15 protein-coding genes and 1 riboswitch are annotated in these 16372 nt (G+C 71.0%); of the genes, 4 read left to right on the forward strand and 11 right to left on the reverse strand.

Going from position 1 to position 16372, the window contains the following annotated elements; all coding sequences use genetic code 11:
• Window positions 1–15 precede the first annotated feature (15 nt).
• Window positions 16–1251 carry a glycosyltransferase 87 family protein gene (locus OG736_RS13100; RefSeq protein WP_327182588.1) on the forward strand — a complete coding sequence of 412 codons (1236 nt, stop codon included), beginning with the start codon at window positions 16–18 and terminating at the stop codon, window positions 1249–1251.
• Here OG736_RS13100 and OG736_RS13105 read toward each other — a convergent pair.
• Window positions 1212–2540, reverse strand: coding sequence for an MATE family efflux transporter (locus OG736_RS13105; RefSeq protein WP_327182589.1), 1329 nt, complete (start codon window positions 2538–2540; stop codon window positions 1212–1214). The genes OG736_RS13100 and OG736_RS13105 overlap by 40 nt on opposite strands.
• 146 nt (window positions 2541–2686) lie before the next feature.
• Between OG736_RS13105 and OG736_RS13110 the strand changes: the two genes are divergently transcribed.
• Window positions 2687–3217 (forward strand): PadR family transcriptional regulator, encoded by a 531-nt coding sequence (locus OG736_RS13110; RefSeq protein WP_327182590.1) that lies wholly within the window; start codon window positions 2687–2689, stop codon window positions 3215–3217.
• On the opposite strand, the gene OG736_RS13115 is transcribed toward OG736_RS13110, so the two are convergent.
• From OG736_RS13115 to OG736_RS13135, 5 genes are all read right to left on the reverse strand, one after another.
• Entirely contained in the window at window positions 3205–4407 is a 1203-nt protein-coding gene (locus OG736_RS13115) for a hypothetical protein (RefSeq protein ID WP_327182591.1), read from the reverse strand. The two genes, OG736_RS13110 and OG736_RS13115, sit on opposite strands and share 13 nt — an antisense overlap.
• Before the next feature lie 39 nt (window positions 4408–4446).
• Window positions 4447–5469, reverse strand: coding sequence for a C40 family peptidase (locus OG736_RS13120; RefSeq protein WP_327182592.1), 1023 nt, complete (start codon window positions 5467–5469; stop codon window positions 4447–4449).
• Window positions 5470–5668: 199 nt separating this feature from the next.
• Window positions 5669–6703: a C40 family peptidase gene (locus OG736_RS13125; RefSeq protein WP_327182593.1), complete on the reverse strand. Its 1035-nt coding sequence runs from the start codon at window positions 6701–6703 to the stop codon at window positions 5669–5671.
• Window positions 6704–6914: 211 nt separating this feature from the next.
• Window positions 6915–8258: an NYN domain-containing protein gene (locus tag OG736_RS13130; protein WP_327182594.1), complete on the reverse strand. Its 1344-nt coding sequence runs from the start codon at window positions 8256–8258 to the stop codon at window positions 6915–6917.
• A gap of 69 nt (window positions 8259–8327) precedes the next feature.
• Window positions 8328–8567: a hypothetical protein gene (locus tag OG736_RS13135; protein ID WP_020129990.1), complete on the reverse strand. Its 240-nt coding sequence runs from the start codon at window positions 8565–8567 to the stop codon at window positions 8328–8330.
• Between the two features lie 173 nt (window positions 8568–8740).
• Between OG736_RS13135 and OG736_RS13140 the strand changes: the two genes are divergently transcribed.
• Together OG736_RS13140 and OG736_RS13145 are read left to right on the forward strand one after the other, a co-directional pair.
• The gene (locus OG736_RS13140) at window positions 8741–9526 is read left to right on the forward strand and encodes a rhomboid family intramembrane serine protease (protein ID WP_327182595.1); all 786 of its coding nucleotides are present in this window, start codon (window positions 8741–8743) and stop codon (window positions 9524–9526) included.
• Window positions 9523–9804, forward strand: coding sequence for an Lrp/AsnC family transcriptional regulator (locus OG736_RS13145; RefSeq protein ID WP_020129992.1), 282 nt, complete (start codon window positions 9523–9525; stop codon window positions 9802–9804). The genes OG736_RS13140 and OG736_RS13145 overlap by 4 nt, the downstream gene beginning before the upstream one ends.
• 32 nt (window positions 9805–9836) lie before the next feature.
• On the opposite strand, the gene OG736_RS13150 is transcribed toward OG736_RS13145, so the two are convergent.
• The 5 genes from OG736_RS13150 to qcrC form a co-directional block, all read right to left on the reverse strand.
• Window positions 9837–11198 carry an aminotransferase class V-fold PLP-dependent enzyme gene (locus OG736_RS13150; RefSeq protein ID WP_327182596.1) on the reverse strand — a complete coding sequence of 454 codons (1362 nt, stop codon included), beginning with the start codon at window positions 11196–11198 and terminating at the stop codon, window positions 9837–9839.
• 180 nt (window positions 11199–11378) lie between these two features.
• Window positions 11379–11495, reverse strand: a riboswitch (SAM riboswitch).
• A 79-nt stretch (window positions 11496–11574) separates the two neighbouring features.
• Window positions 11575–12639: an anthranilate phosphoribosyltransferase gene (gene trpD / locus OG736_RS13155; RefSeq protein WP_327182597.1), complete on the reverse strand. Its 1065-nt coding sequence runs from the start codon at window positions 12637–12639 to the stop codon at window positions 11575–11577.
• A 162-nt stretch (window positions 12640–12801) separates the two neighbouring features.
• Complete coding sequence (gene qcrB / locus OG736_RS13160; protein ID WP_327182598.1) at window positions 12802–14448, reverse strand: cytochrome bc1 complex cytochrome b subunit; 1647 nt, start codon at window positions 14446–14448, stop codon at window positions 12802–12804.
• The gene (gene qcrA / locus OG736_RS13165) at window positions 14445–15506 is read right to left on the reverse strand and encodes a cytochrome bc1 complex Rieske iron-sulfur subunit (RefSeq protein ID WP_327182599.1); all 1062 of its coding nucleotides are present in this window, start codon (window positions 15504–15506) and stop codon (window positions 14445–14447) included. The genes qcrB and qcrA overlap by 4 nt, the downstream gene beginning before the upstream one ends.
• Window positions 15503–16315 carry a cytochrome bc1 complex diheme cytochrome c subunit gene (gene qcrC, locus OG736_RS13170; protein ID WP_057599605.1) on the reverse strand — a complete coding sequence of 271 codons (813 nt, stop codon included), beginning with the start codon at window positions 16313–16315 and terminating at the stop codon, window positions 15503–15505. Before qcrC ends, qcrA begins: the two co-directional genes overlap by 4 nt.
• Window positions 16316–16372 lie beyond the last annotated feature (57 nt).

Below are 16372 nucleotides of genomic sequence, written 5' to 3' on the forward strand. Positions count from 1 at the left end.
GAGATCATGTGGGCCATGGAGACGACGGCCGCGGGGCGGCCCCTGACGTGCCTGCTGACGACCTGGGGCGTGACCCGGCTCGCGCTGCTGCTCTTCGTCTTCAAGGTGTTCCTCTTCCCCGGCCCGGACGTCACCAGCGACATCTCCGTCACCTATCAGGGCTGGTACGAGGTGCTGAGCGGCGGCACGTTCCCGGCCGCCGACGTCACCTGGCAGTACCCGCCCGCCGCCGCCCTCGCGATCCTCTCCCCCGGCCTGCTGCCCTTCCTCGACTACGCGTCGGCCTTCTTCGTCCTGGCCTTCCTGGCCGACCTGGCCGTCCTCATGCTGCTGCTGAACACGGGGCTGCGCCCCGGCCGGTCGCTGCGCGGCGCCTGGATGTGGGTGGCGGGCGTGCCCCTGCTCGGTCCCACCGTCTACTCCCGCTACGACGTGATGGTGACGGCGGTCGCGGTCGCCGCGCTGGTCGCCGGCGTCCGGCGGCCCCGGGTGATGGGCGCACTGACGGGTCTCGCGGTGCTGCTGAAGGTGTGGCCCGTGCTGCTGCTGGCGGGCGCCGTGCGCAGGCGGGCCTGGGGCGCGGCGGCGGTGACCGTCGGCGCGCTGGCCGTGCTGTTCGCCCTGGCCATGCCCGGCGCCTTCGCCTTTGTGACCTTCCAGCGCGACCGGGGCACCGAGGTGGAATCGCTGGGCGCGCTCGCCCTGCATGTGGCCCGGCAGTTCGGCTGGCAGGGCCGGGTGCTGCTCAACTACGGCTCACTGGAGTTCCTCGGCCCGTACGTGGGCGTGGTGAGCGACGTGGCCCTGGGGCTGACCGCGGTCGCGTTCGGCTGGCTGCTGCTGTGGCGGCTGACGGCGAGGCGCTTCGCGCCGCAGACGCTCGCGGAGGCGGCGTTCACGGCGGTCCTGCTGTTCACCGTCACCAGCCGGGTGATCAGTCCGCAGTACCTGGTGTGGCTGATCGGCCTCGCGGCGGTCTGTCTGTGCTTCCGCGCCGGCTGTATGGTCCTGCCCGCCGTCCTGGTCCTGGCCGCGTCCTTGGTGACGGTGCTGGAGTTCCCCGTCTTCTTCGCGGACGTCGTCGCGAGCAGCCCGCTCGGCGTCACCCTCCTGTTCCTGCGCAACGGCCTGCTGGTGGCCGCCACGATCGTCGCGGCCGTCCGGCTGTGGCGCTCGACGGTGCCGGGCGCCGTCCCCGCTCCCCCGGCCGGTCAGGCCGCCCGTAGCAGCGAGCCCGCGGTCTCCCCCTGACGCCCGGGCCACGCCCGCCGCAGCACCACCCCCACCGCCAGGCACTGCACCGCCATGCCGAGCGCCAGCGCCAGACACACCCCCGGCAGCCCGAGCCCCGACAGCGCGTACGCCAGCGGGAGCTGGACGGCCGTGCCGAGCACCGTCACCCGTAGCAGCACGGGCGCACCCCCGCTTCCCTCGAAGACCCCGCCCAGGGCGATGAACCCGGCCATGAGCAGCAGATACGGCCCGACGCAGCGCAGGAACAGCACGCCCTCACGGGTCACGGCGGGCCCGGCGCCGAAGGCGGCCATGATCCAGGGGGCCGTCGCGCACAGCAGCACCGCGGCCACCAGTCCGACGGTCCCGGAGACGAGCACGGCCTGCCGCCCGATCGCCCGGCGCTCCTCCCGGCCCTCGCCCCGGGTGTGCGCGGTGTGGATGGAGGCGGCCTGGCGGACGGCGTAGAAGGCCATGGTCGCCACGTACATGACCTTGTACGCGATCGAGTAGGCCGCCACGGCCGTCACCCCCAGCCGGGCCACCACGGCGACCAGGGCGAGCGCGCCGCCCTGGCGCAGGGTGAAGTCTGCGGACATCGGCAGCCCGGTCGTCAGGGTGCGCCGCAGCGAGGCGCCGGTGGAGAGCGCGGGCGCCACCCCGGCGGCCGCCCGCAGCACGGCGTCGCGCCGCAGGGCCAGCAGTCCGGCCCCGAGCGCCACGCACCGGCACAGCACCGTGGAGACGGCGGCGCCCCGGACGCCGTAGAGGTGGATGAACAGCGGGTCGCAGACCAGGATCAGACCGCCCGCGAGCAGCGCCAGCCGCATCGGCGTCCTGGTGTCCCCGGCCCCCTTGAGGATGCCGTCGACGAGCTGCTGGCCGAAGAAGACGGCGATGCCCGGCATCGAGATCGCGAAGTAGGAGACGGCGAGCGGCAGGGCGGGGCCGCCGTGCCCGCCGAGGACCAGCCGGGCCAGCGGTTCCCGCAGCAGGAAGCCCCCGCCCGCGACGACCGGCGTGACCACCGCGCACAGCGCCCAGCCGCCCCGCACGGCCGCCCGCAGGGCCCCCGGGTCCCGCGCCCCTCTGGCGTGCGCGACCAGCACCGTCGTCCCGGAGGCGAAGACCAGCGCGACCCCGAGCAGCACGTTCTCGGCGTTGGTGGCGACCGCGACGGCGGCCACCGCGGGCCCGCCGAGCCGGGACACCCAGACCGTGTTGATGATCCCGGCGGCGACGGAGGCGAGCAGCGAGAAGTAGACAGGGCGGGCGAGCGAGACGAGCTGCGTGCGATGACCGGCCATGACGGATCCCCCTCGAACGAGACAGCTCCGAACGCGCTGCCCCTGAACGGATTGCCTGTGAACGGATTACCTCTTATCGAGTTACCTCTAAACGAGATAACTCGATAAGAGGTAGCATGGCGTCATCGTGTCCGCAAGGGAGGACCATGCTCGAGCTGTCGATCCTCGGTTTCCTGGCCGAAGAGCCGTTGCACGGCTATGAGCTGAAGGAGCGGATCAAGGCGCTGACCGGCCACGTCCGCCCGGTCAGCGACGGCGCGCTCTATCCGGCGATCACCCGTCTCGTCACCGCGGGCAAGCTCGACCAGCACCGGGAGGACGGCGCGGGCGCGGCCCCCCGACGGGTGCTCTCGCTCACCGACGAGGGCCGGGCGGACCTGCTGGAACGTCTCCGTCACCCCCGGCAGCAGGAGATCACCGACCACGTCCGCTTCAACACGGTCCTCGCGTTCCTGCGGCACCTGCCCGACCGAGGGGAGCAGGCGGCCGTCCTACGGCGCCGGCTGGACTTCCTCGAGACGCCCACGAGCTTCTTCTACGCCGAGGGCGAGCCCGTACGGGCGGAGGAGGCCGGGGACCTGTTCCGGCAGGGCATGCTGCGGGTCGCCCGGGCGACGGGCGAGGCGGAGCGGGCCTGGCTGCGCGAGGCGATCGAGCAGCTGACTCAGGCGAGCTGAGCCTTCAGGTAGCCCTGCCAGTCCGCCGTGAGCTCCGCGAGGGAGGTGCCCAGCACGCTCTTCAGCGCGCCCTCCACCGCCCCCGGCCGCTTCCGGTGCTCCCCCACGGCCCGGTAGAACGCGTCCAGCTTCACCTCGCCCCACCGCTCGGCGATCATCCGGCAGGCCAGCCAGCCGCCCTCGTACGCCTGGGCCAGCCGGTCGGCGTCGCCGGAGAAGCCGAAGTCGCCGTCGGTGGGCAGCGCCGCCGGGACGGCGCCGACCGTGACGGCGTGCTGGAGCTCCGGGGCGACCTCGGCGGGGGTACGGCCGGTCCCGCGGTAGCCCACCCAGTCGGCGTACCCCTCGGACAGCCACAGCGGGGTGGCCGCGTTGGTGTGGGCGCGCGTCGCGACATGGGTGGCCTCGTGGGTGAGGACCACCTGGCGGCCCACCCGGCCGAGCATGCCGTACGCGTCCGGGTTGACGATGATCCGGTCCGCGGGCGTCCTGGCCCCGCCGCCCGTCTCGCCCGTGGTGACCGCGGCGATCCCCCGGTAGGAGGAGGCGGGCGAGCCGAGCAGCCCCGCCATGCCCTCCAGCGACTTCGGTACGAGGACGACGAGCTGCCCCGCCCAGCCGGTGCCCCAGGCCGCCGACACCTCCGGGACGGCGTCGTCGGCCAGGTCGGCGAAGGACCGCAGCCGCGCCTGCGACTGCCCGACCCCCAGCACGAGACTGTGCGCGCTCCGTACGACGTCCACCGTGCCCTGGTCCCACAGCTGCTGGCCGGCCTTCGTCGCCGGCTTGTCCGAGGCCACCGACCACCGGCCGGCCCCGTCACGGGTCAGGCGCAGCACGCGGGCCGTGGTCACCGGGGCCTTGTCGTAGCCGTCGACGCGGTAGCTCAGTTCGGCGTCGGCGGTGGCGGTGTCCCCGCTGCGGTGGAGCGACGTCACGCGGTACGACCAGGCCGCCAGCGGAACGGCCCGCACCGCGGCGTACCCGGCGGCGGCGCCGGTGGCCGCGTAGGCGCCCTGGTCATGGTCCAGGACCGCGGCGGCCCGCCGGTCGAGGACCCGCTGCACATCGGCCGTCGCGTCGCCCGACGTGGCCCGCCCGCCGCAGCCGACCAGACAGCCGAGGAGCGAGACGAGCAGCAGGCAGAGCCCCAGGACCCCGGGTCCGCGCGCCCGCCCTCGACCAGCCATCCTCCCGATCGTACGGCGGCGGCGCCGCGCGGGCTCCGCTCAGGGCCGGGTGACGGACGAGACCGGCATCATCCCGACCGGGTCGTAACGCACCGGCGCCCCCGGATAGGGGGCGTGGATGACCTGCCCGTTGCCGACGTACATGCCGACATGGCTGGCGTCGGAGCGGTAGGTGACGATGTCGCCGGGCCGGGCCTGGGAGAGCGGCACCCGCCGGCCCGCGTGCGCCTGGGCCTGCGAGGTGCGCGGCAGCGAGATCCCGGCCTGCGCGTACGACCACTGCATGAGGCCCGAACAGTCGAACCCGGTGGGCCCGTTGGCGCCCCAGACGTACGGCTTGCCGAGCGCGGAGCGCACGGCGGCCACGGCGGCGCCCGCGCGGCCGGAGGCCGGGACGGCTCCCGACAGGTCGGACATGGAGTCCCGGCCGGAGCGGGAGGCCCGGTCGAAGGCGGCGCGTTCGGCGGAGGGCAGGGTGTTGAGCAGCTGCCGCGCCTTGGCGAGCTTCTGCTCCACGGTCCGCTTGTGCCGCACCACGGCCTTGCGGCTCTTCTCCAGTTCGGCGAGCTTGCCCGCGGCCTCGGCGCGCTCCTGGGTGAGTTCGCGCATGGCGCCCTGGAGTTCCCTCAGTTCCCCGGCCTGGTGCGCGGTGATCCGGTCGAGGACGGACGCCTTGGCGAGGTACTCCTCCGGGTCGTCGGAGAACAGCAGCGCCAGGGAGGGGTCGAGGCCGCCGGAGCGGTACTGGGCGCCGGCCAGCGAACCGAGCTGCTCACGCAGGCCGTTGATGCGCTCCTGCTGCCGGGCGATGTGGTCCTGGGCCACGCCGACCTGCCCCCGCAGGGTGTCGGCGCGCTCGTCGGCCGTGTTGTAGGCCTCGGTGGCCTTCTCGGCCTCCTCGTAGAGACGGTCCACCTCGGCACGGGTGTCTTCGTGCGGAGCGGCCGTGGCCGGTACGGCGGACACGGCGCCGAGTGCGGCGGCCGCGACGGACAGCACGCTCAGGGCACTACTGGCGCCCCGGTCGAACCCGGACTGTGCAAGGCGGCGATGGGACCCCACGGGATGCCGCGCTCCTTCCGCTGACGGACAGGGAAACGCGGCAGACAGTAGCCCCGCGGAGGGGGGTCGGCCAAAGACCTCGGCGGCAACGCACAGTGACGCCCCGCCGCTGACGCAGGTCACCGGCGGGGCGTGGGGTCACTTCTCGTTGTCGTGATTCGCCCGTTCGGGCGGCATGGTGTCCCGATCTCGGGACTGATCAGATCCGGACGCCGAACTGGAAGGGCATGTTGTTGATCGACTCGTAGCGCACGACGGTGCCGGTGCGCGGGGCGTGCAGCACCTGGCCGTTGCCCGCGTAGAAGCCGACGTGGTGCTGGTCGCCGTAGAAGATGACCAGGTCGCCGACCTTGAGGGCGCTCTGGGAGTAGATGCGCGTGCCGGCGTTGGCCTGGGCCTGCGAGGTCCGCGGGATGGAGACGCCGGCCTGGGCGTAGGCCCAGGAGGTCAGGCCCGAGCAGTCGTACGTGGCGGTGCCCGTGGCGCCGTACTGGTAGGGCTTGCCGAGCTGGCTCTGCGCGGCCTGGAAGGCGGCCATGGCCCGGCCGGAGCCCGCCGGGGCGTCGCCGAGGTCCACGCGGTCGCCGGCGTCGCGGCTGGCGCGGGCGTCGGCGGCCGCGAGGGACTCCTGCTCCTTGGCCGTCAGCGTGTTGAGGAGCTTGCGCGCCTCGGTGAGCTTGGCCTGGACTTCCTTCTTCTTCTTGCCCAGTTCGGTGCGGGTGGTGGCGAGGTCCTTGAGCTTGGTGGAGGCCTCGTTGCGCTCCTGGGCGAGCTCGCGCTGCTTCTCCTGGATCTTCTTCAGCGCCTCGACCTGCTGGGCGCTGAGCTGGTCGGCGGCGGACGCCTTGTCCAGGTAGTCGTCCGGGTTCGAGGAGAGGAGCAGCTGCAGGGAGGGGTCTATGGACCCGGTGCGGTACTGGGCCGCGGCCGCCAGACCCATGGAGTCGCGCAGCTCGTTGAGGTCGGCCTGACCGCGAGCGACGTTGTCCTGGATGGTGGAGATCTCCTTCTGGAGCTTCTCCTGCTTCTCCTTGGCACCGTTGTACTTCTCGGTGGCCTGCTCCGCGTCCTCGTAGAGCTTGTCGACCTTGGTCTTGACCTCGTCCTTGGTGAGCTTCTCGCTGGGCGCCGCGTTGGCGGCCTGCGAGCTCAGTACGACGGCAGCGGCGGCTGCGGTGGTCAGCACGGTCACGCGTGCGCGACTCGGCTGCTTCGGTCGACGGTGGGACGCCACGGAGACGGGCTCCTTCTTTTGAGTGATCACCCGTTTGGAGATGCGAGCCCTGACCTTAGTGACCTCGCCGTGATCAGTTCAAATCCTCAGGAGAAAAAAACCCACCACGCAACGCAGTTTTTTCAATCAACTCACGTGCAGTCATGCTCGATTGACGCTACGTTGCGTGACGATCCCGCCAATTCGGGCAATAAACCTGGAACTTCGACGTTTAGGACAGCCGCTTCAGAAGTACCGCGGAAGCCACCGGTCGGGCACCCGCCTTGGCGATCCCGTCGGCCACCTCACGGTCGGTCGAGACGACGATGACCGGCCGGCCCGGCGGCTCGGCCCGCACCAGCTGACGGATCAGCTCGTCGGCCGTGACACCCGGCTTGGAGAACAGCACCCGCACCCCGCGCGGCGGCGCGAGCAGCACCGGAGCGGCCAGCTCGGCCCCGTCGAAGACACAGGTGACCTCGGCGCCGGTCTGCGCGGCGAGCTGCGAGAGTTGCCCGAGGAGCCTGAGCCGCTGCTTCTCCAACGGCATCTGCGGATAGCCGGTCTTGGTGACGTTGTAGCCGTCGACGACGAGATGGGCCTGGGGCAGCGCGAGCAACTGGTCGAGAATGGCCGGATCGTTCTCCGACAGAGCACGCGTGGCGATGTCCTTCGGGGTCATTCGTCCCGGTTCGACCGCGTCGACGGTTGCCGCCGGACGCACCGACACCGGCGGCAACGCCAGTTCCCGCCGCAGCCCTTGGGCCGCGTCGAGCACCGTGTCCAGCAGCAGCCGCACCCGCATGTCCTCGACGCTGCGCCCCTCGCGCGCCGCCCGCCGGGTGGCCTCCAGCGCCGCCTCCACCTCGCCGAGCCGCGCCTTCAGCCGCCGGGTCTCGCTCTCCGCGGCCGACACCTGGGTCTGCCCCTCGGCGCGCACGGTCTCCAGCTCGCCGCGCACCTTGCGCAGCGCGGCCTCGCCCCGCTTCACGTCGCTGAGGGCCGAACGCAGCTTGCGATGGAGCGATTCCGCTTCCTTCTTCGCGGCGTCCAGTTCGGCGCGCAGCCCCTCGGTGCCCGCCCGGGACTGCTCACGGGCCCGGTCGAGCTCCTCGCGCAGCCGCTCCAGTTCGGCCCGGCTCTCCTCGCCGGCCCGCTCGGCGTCCGCCCGCTGGGCCTCCTCACCGGCCGCGGTGACCAGTTTCACCCAGCCGGTGGGCCGCAGCACATAGGCCGCGGCCGCCACTTCGTGCGGGTCCGCGGCCGGGGTCGGCGAGCCGGAGTCGAGAGCGCCGGCGAGTTCCGGCTGGGCCTCTCTGAACTTCTCGGCGATGCGCTGCCGGAAGAGCGGATCGGTCTCCAGCGCGGCGGCCATCGCGTTGCCCGCGAACTTCGCCCGCCGGTTCGGTGCGAACCGGGCGTACTGCCGCAACTGGACGGGCAGTTCGCCGACGGTCAGCCCGCCGAAGCCGTCGGAGACGATCTGTACGACCCTGCGCCGCACGCCGTCCGGCAGCGGACGGTCGAGCATCTCGGCGGCGCCGTCGCCCGGCCCCCCGCCTGCGCTCTCCACCATCCGTCACACCCCAATACTGTGCGGGCCTCCCCCACTCTCGGCTTCGCTCGAGCGGGGGGACCCCCATCGTCAGGAACCGGCGCCCGGCCGATCCACGAGTTCCACCTGGTCCACGGCGTTGCACCAGCGGCACCGCACCGACTCGATGGTCTCACTGACCACCTCGCGCTCCTCGACCTTCGGCTCACCGGCGAGGTCGAGGTGCACGTACTCGACGACCTTCGACGAGCGCGTCACGTCGAACCGCGTGAGGTTGCCGCAGAGCGTGCAGCGCCACCGCGTCGCGGCGGTCGGCAGGGGAACCGTCATCGTGGCTATCCGCTTCCTTCTAGTGTCGTGCTTCCGGTTGCCGGGGTCGGGCCGGAGGCTCCCCCGCGCGTATGGCTCGTAACCCTACGGCCTGGCGGGTACTCGCCGCCCATCCGTCCACGGCGGCGAGGCGGTCCGGACGAGTGCGTCCGATTACGTCATGCTTTGTTCTCATGATCGGCGACTGGAACGGGACGGTCGGCAGGGTGGTCCGCAACCGCCCGGCGCCGGTGACCTACACACTGATCGCCCTGTGCTGCCTGATCTTCCTGATCGGGCCCGCCTCGGGCTTCAATCCGGCGTACGGCTCCGGCGACGAGCTGCTGGCGGCGCAGCGCGCCTACTTCCGGCGCTGGGGCGTGGTGCCCGGCGAGCTCTTCGAGGGCGCGCCACGGGCCGCCCTGACCCCGGCCACGGCCCTCTTCGTCCACGGCAGCTGGGTGCATCTGCTGGGCAACATGCTCTTCCTCTACGTCTTCGGGACGATGACCGAGGACCGGATGGGCCGCGTCGAGTTCACGCTCTTCTACCTCGGCTGCGGCTACCTGGCCCTGATGGGCTACGCCGCCGCCAACGCCGAGTCGTCGCAGTCCCTGGTCGGCGCCTCCGGGGCGATCTCCGCGGTCCTCGGCGCGTTTCTGTACCTGTTCCCCCGGGCGCGGGTCACCAGTCTCCTGCCGTTCCTGTTCTTCCTGCCGCTGCGCTTCCCCGCGTGGGTCGTGCTGCCCTTCTGGGCCGCCCTGCAGTGGGTGGCGGCGGGGCGGGCCGCCCAGGGGCCGGGGGTGGCCTATCTGGCGCACCTGGTGGGCTTCGGCCTGGGGCTCCTCTACGCGTGGGCCCGTTCCGGGAAGAAGCAAGGCCCGAAGGGTGGCCTCGAAGGGGCGGCGGCGGGTGACGGGCGGGCGACTAGAGTGAAGCCCGCCCCAGCTCCGGCCCCCGAGGGAGAGAACCAGCCGTGATCACCGCGATCGTCCTCATCAAGACCAGCGTGGACCGGATTCCCGAGATCGCGGAGCGGATCGCTTCGCTGGACTCCGTCAGCGAGGTCTTCTCCGTCACCGGGACGTACGACCTGATCGCCATGGTGCGGGTCAAGGAGCACGAGGACCTGGCGGAGGTCATCCCGGGCAGCATCAGCAAGATCCCCGGGGTGGAGGGCACGGACACGCACGTCGCCTTCCGCACCTACTCGCAGCACGACCTGGAGGCGGCGTTCGCGATCGGGCTGGACTCCTGACCGGCTGAACACCGCCTCCGGCGGACCGTCGCTCAGACCGCGGGCACGCAGCGGCCGTCTTCCGTCCGGTACTGCCACTGCGCACCCTCGCTCACCAGTTCGCGCACCGCGTTCACGAAGCGCTCCACGTGCTCGTCCGGGGTTCCCGCGCCGAAGCTCACCCGGATCGCGTTGAGGGACTTCTCGCCGGGAGCCGCCTCGGGGGCGCCGCACTCGCCCTGGTTCCGGGGGTCGCTGCCCAGCAGGGTACGGACCAGGGGGTGGGCGCAGAAGAGGCCGTCGCGGACCCCGATGCCGTACTCGGCGGAGAGGGCGGCGGCGAAGTGGGAGCTGTTCCAGCCCTCGACGACGAAGGAGATCACGCCGACCCGCGGCGCGTCGTCCCCGAACAGGGACAGCACCTTCACCTGCGGGACCTCGGCCAGACCGGCCCGCACCTTCGCGATCAGGTACTCCTCCCGGGCGACCAGGCTGTCGAAGCCCGCCTCGGTGAGGGCCTTGCACGCCGAGGCGATGGAGTAGGCGCCGATCACGTTCGGGGAGCCGGCCTCGTGGCGGGCGGCGCTCTCGTGCCACTCCACGTCCACTCCCCCGTCCTCGCGCCGCGTGACCTTGCGGCTGGCGCCGCCGCCCGCGAGGTACGGGTCGGCCGCCACCAGCCAGTCGGCGCGGCCGGCCAGCACGCCGGAACCGAAGGGCGCGTACAGCTTGTGACCGGAGAAGGCGATCCAGTCGACGTCGAGCTCCTGCACGGAGACCGGGTGGTGCGGGGCCAGCTGGGCCGCGTCCAGGACGATCCGGGCGCCGTGGGCGTGCGCGGCGGCCGCCAGCTCGCGTACCGGCCACAGCTCGCCGGTGACGTTCGAGGCGCCGGTGACGCAGACCAGGGCCGGGCCGTGGGGGTCACGGTCGGCGAGGGCCCGCTCCAGCGTCTCGACGGCCTGGCGCGGGGTGCGCGGGGCGTTCAGGTAGGTGACCCGGGCGTCCTGCCAGGGCAGCAGCGAGGCGTGGTGCTCGGTCTCGAAGACGAAGACCTGGCAGCCGGCCGGGAGGGCCCGAGCCAGCAGGTTGAGGGAGTCCGTCGTCGAGCGGGTGAAGACCAGCTGGTCGTCGGGGCGGCAGTCCAGGAACTCGGCCACCGTCCTGCGGGCGTTCTCGAAGAGGTCCGTGGAGAGCTGCGAGAGGTAGCCGGCGCCCCGGTGGACGCTGCCGTAGTACGGGGCGTAGGCCGCCACGTCGTCCCAGACGCGCTGGAGGGCGGGGGCGCTGGCCGCGTAGTCGAGCGCCGCGTAGGTGACCTCGCCGCCCGTCACGAGCGGGACCGTGACATCCCGGCCGAGAACGGGCAGCGGGGCACAAACGGTACGGGCGGCGGCAGCGGTGGAGACAGACATGGCGAACTCCCGTGAGAGGCAAGGGGGAACCACCGTGCGAGCGGGCATGGCTCGAGCACGGAGGAAGGTGAAAGGGGTGTGCGGAGGCGGGGCTCTACGCCCTATCGCATTCGCTTGCTCACGGAAGGCTCCCTCGAACGACCAGGACCCCTGGCGGTACTCACTCAGAAGAGTGCGAGGGGTCCGCGCTTGCCGTAGACCTCGCTGCCTACGACCTGGTCTTCACCCGGGGCACCCCGCCACGGACGGAGGGTTGCCGGACAGTCGGCCGGGGCCTCATGACTGTCACTCATGACCTGATACAGGAACGTACGTGAAGTGATCGCCGTCCCGCAACCCGTGTCCGGATCGCGGGACGGCCTTCAGCGGTGAGGCGTCACGCCTGGGTGGCGGCGACCCAGCGGTCCAGCGCCCGCTTGGCCGCACCCGAGTCGATCGACTCGGCCGCCTTGTCCATGCCGTCGCGCAGTTGCCCGGCAAGGGTTCCGGAGCCCGGCTCCAGGGCCACCAGCGCCGCCGCCGAGTTCAGCAGCACGGCGTCCCGCACCGGTCCCGTCTCGCCCTCCAGAAGGCGGCGGGCGACCTCCGCGTTGTACGACGGGTCCCCGCCCCGCAGAGCCTCGACCGGGACCAGCTCGAGCCCGACGTCACGCGGGTCGAAGGTCTCCTCGGTGACCTTGCCGTCGCGGACGACCCACACGTGGGACGTGGCGGTCGTGGTCAGCTCGTCGAGACCGTCGTCGCCCCGGAAGACCAGGGAGGAGTTGCCGCGCTCGGCGAAGACGCCCGCGACGACCGGCGCCATCCGCGGGTCCGCGACCCCGACCGCCTGGGCCCGCACCTTGGCGGGGTTGGTCAGCGGGCCGAGCACGTTGAACACCGTGCGGATACCCAACTGGCCGCGCGCGGCGCCCACATGACGCAGCGCCGGGTGGAACTTGATCGCGAAGCAGAAGGTGATCCCGGCCTCCTGGGCCACCTCGGCCACCCGCCGCGGGGTCAGCTCCAGATTGACGCCGAGCTTCTCCAGGACGTCGGAGGCGCCGGACGCGGAGGACGCCGCCCGGTTGCCGTGCTTGACGACCGTGGCGCCCGAGCCGGCCACGACGATCGCCGACATCGTGGAGATGTTGACCGTCTTCGCGCCGTCACCGCCGGTGCCGACGATGTCGACGGTCCGGCCGGGCACCTCGATCAGGTTGGCGTGCTCGTACATCGCCCGGACGAGTCCGTTGATCTCCGCGACGGTCTCGCCCTTGGCCCGCAGCGCCACCACGAACCCGGCGATCTGCGCGTCGGTCGCCTCGCCGCGCATGATCCGGTCCAGCGCCCAGAACGTGGCGTCGGCGTCCTGGTCGCGACCGTACAGCAGACCGTTCAGCACCTCGGGCCAGGAACGGCCCGCCGCGGTGTCGCCTCCAGCGGGGGTCACAGCGCTCATAGCCGCTCCTGCGTGTGTCGTCGTGTACGTCGTGTACGTCGTCTGCCGTCGTGCGCCTCGTGACAAGGTGCACCCCACCCTATCCAGCCCGTGGGCACGGCAAAGGGCCCCGTCCGAAGACCGGACGGGGCCCTTTCCTGCGGCGTGGCGACGCCTCAGCGATCAGTGGTGGCCGTGGCCGCTCGTGATCTCCTTGTACTCCTCCACGGTGGGCTTCGGAATCTGCTGGTCCTCACCGAAGTACGCCCCGCTGATCTTGGCGCGGAGCTTCTCCTTGCCCTTCACCTTGCGCTCGACGCCGTTGTCGTCGACGGCGGCGCCGATCGCGGCCGGCTCGTACTGCTCGTGCGCCGTGAGGGTGTGCAGCTGCTCCTGGCTGAGCGGTTCGTGGATCTCGATGAACTCACCGTGCGGCAGGCGCTTGATGGTGCCGGTCTCGCGACCGTGCAGCACCTTGTCCCGGTCCCGGCGCTGGAGGCCGAGGCAGATCCGCTTGGTGACGATGTACGCGATGACCGGTCCGGCGATGAAGAAGATCCGGACGAACCAGGTGATCGAGTTGATCGACAGGTGGAGGTGGGTGGCCCACAGGTCGTTGCCACCGCCGACCAGCATGATCATGTACATCGTGACCCAGGCGACACCCAGCGCCGTGCGCGTCGGGGCGTTGCGCGGCCGGTCCAGGATGTGGTGCTCGCGCTTGTCGCCCGTGACCCACGACTCGATGAAGGGGTAGAGCGCGAGGATCGCGAGGAGGACACCGAACAGGACCAGCGGGATGAACACACCCAGGACCAGGGTGTGGCCCCAGATGTTGACCTCCCAGCCCGGCATGAATCGGATCAGACCCTCGGCGAAGCCCATGTACCAGTCGGGCTGGGCGCCGGTGGACACCTGGTCCGGACGGTAGGGGCCCATGGCCCAGATCGGGTTGATCTGGGCGATGCCCGCGATGACCCCGATGACACCGAAGACCAGGAAGAAGAAGCCTCCGGCCTTGGCCATGTACACCGGCAGCAGCGGCATGCCGACGACGTTCTTGTTGCTCTTTCCGGGGCCCGCGAACTGCGTGTGCTTGTGGTAGAAGACCAGGATCAGGTGGCCGACCACGAGCCCGAGCATGATGCCCGGCAGCAGCAGGATGTGGATCGAGTAGAACCGCGCCACGAAGTCGTGGCCCGGGAACTCCCCGCCGAACAGGAACATCGAGATGTACGTGCCGACGATCGGCATCGACAGGATCGCGCCCTGGGTGAAGCGGACACCGGTGCCGGAGAGCAGGTCGTCCGGGAGCGAGTAGCCGGTGAAACCGGTGAACATGCCGAGGACGAACAGCAGGAAGCCGAACAGCCAGTTGATCTCACGCGGCTTGCGGAACGCGCCCGTGAAGAACACCCGCATCATGTGCACGAACATGCCGGCGAGGAAGATCAGCGCCGCCCAGTGGTGGATCTGCCGGATGAGCAGACCGCCGCGCACGTCGAAGGAGATGTGCAGGGTCGAGCTGAACGCCTCGGACATCAGCTGTCCCTGGAGCGGGACGTAGCTGCCGTGGTACTCCACCTCGTTCATCGACGGGTGGAAGAACAGCGTCAGATACACACCCGTGAGGATGATGATGATGAAGCTGTAGAGGCAGATCTCACCCAGCATGAACGACCAGTGGTCGGGGAAGATCTTGCGCATGTTGGCCTTGGCCAGGGTGTAGATCCCCAGCCGGCCGTCGGCCCAGTCGGCGATCCGCTCGCCCGCCGGAGCCTTCCCGCGGTCACGGGACTCGTTGCTCTCGGTGTTCTCGTTCGTGCTCATCCGCGCTCCCAGAAAGCAGGACCGACGGGCTCTTCGAAGTCGCCGAGCGCCTCGAGATAGCCCTCGTCGTTCACACCGATGCGCAGCTGCGGCAGGGCGTGGCCGGCGGGGCCGAAGATCACTCGGGCACCGTCGGAGAGGTCGAAGGTGGACTGGTGGCAGGGGCACAGCACGTGGTGCGTCTGCTGCTCGTACAGCGAGATCGGGCAACCGACGTGGGTGCAGATCTTCGAGTACGCCACGATGCCCTGGTAGGACCAGTCGAGTTCCTGCTTGTCCTTGATGTTGTCCGGCTGGAGCCGGACGATCATCAGGGCCGCCTTGGCGATCTCGTTCTGGAACTCCTCGTCGTGCTCCTCCAGGCCCTCGGGCTTGGCGAAGGTGAGCGAACCGACGGCGACGTCCGAGGGACGCAGCGGCTCGTTCGTGTTCATGTTGACGAGCAGCTTGCCCTTGGCCCACAGGGTGTGACGCAGCTTGTCCTCGGGCAGCGGGCCGAGGTCGCGCAGCAGCACGACACCGGACAGCGGCACCAGGGTGAGCGCGCCGAACATCGTGTTGCGGATCAGCTTGCGACGGCCGATCGCGGACTCCTTGGCCCCCTGCTTGAAGTCCTCGTGGACCTTCGCACGGAGTTCGGGGGCCGCGGCGATCGCGTGCCGCTCGTCGGCGACCTCCACGTCGGACATCAGGGTGCGGGCCCAGTGGACCGCGCCGGCGCCGATGGTGAACAGCGCCGTGCCCAGCGTCAGACCCAGCGCGAAGTTCAGCGCGCTGAGGTGGCCGATCGGGAACACGAAGATCGACTTGTCGGCGGGGATCGCCACGTACGAGGCGATGAAGCCGACCGTGGCGAGCATCGACAGCGTGAACAGGAAGGCGACCGCACGCTCGGACCGCTTGGCGGCCCGCTCGTCGATGTCCTGGACGCGATGCTCGTGGGGCGGCAGCCCCGGGTCCGCGAACGGGTTCTGCTCGTCCGCGACGCCTACGGCGCTGCCGTGTGCGTGGCCCTGCTCAGCGGGCAGGTTCTCTTCTGGAATGTCTTGGCTACTCATGACTTCTTGGCCTTTGCGGTCCGAGCGGCGACCCAGACGGCTACCGCGATCAGGGCACCGAGACCGAAGATCCACGCGAACAGGCCCTCACTGACCGGCCCGAGGCCGCCCAGCTCCAGACCACCGGGGTTGTTCGTCTCGTCGCTGTTGACCGCGTGCAGGTACGCGATGATGTCCTTCTTGTTCTGCTCCGACAGGGTGGTGTCGGGGAAGGAAGGCATGTTCTGCGGGCCGGTCTGCATGGCCTCGTAGATGTGCTTCGGGTCCACGCCCTCGAGGGTCGGGGCGTACTTGCCCTTGGTGAGGGCACCGCCCTTGCCGGTGAAGTTGTGGCACTGCGCGCAGTTGGTGCGGAACAGCTCGCCACCCTTGGCGATGTCCGCACCCTCCGGGCCGTACTCGGCGTCGGTCGGGACGGACGGGCCGGCGCCCAGGGAGGAGATGAACGCGGCGAGCTGGTCGATCTCGGCCTGCGTGTAGATGACCTTCTTCGCGGGCACCTGGGCGCCCTGGGAGGTGGCCGCGGGCATGCGCCCGGTGCCGACCTGGAAGTCGACGGCCGCGGCACCCACGCCGACCAGGCTCGGGCCGTCGGAGGTCCCCTGACCGCCGGTGCCGTGGCAGCTTGCGCAGCCAACGGCGTAGAGCTTCTTGCCCTCGTCGATGGCGAGGGACTGGGCGGTGTCGTCTGCCTGCGCCTTGCTCGCGGGCGCAAACGCGGCGTACAGCCCCCCGGTAGCCGCCAGCGCGAGGAGTAGGACGACGAGCGCCGCCAGCGGATGGCGTCGTCGTGCGGAGAGCTTTTTCACGGATTACCCCGGTGTCAGGATCTTCTGCGTCGATGCTTGGGATGTGCGGGAGCGAGC

The sequence above is a fragment of the Streptomyces sp. NBC_01334 genome, assembly GCF_035983595.1.
GTDB lineage: Bacteria > Actinomycetota > Actinomycetes > Streptomycetales > Streptomycetaceae > Streptomyces > Streptomyces coriariae.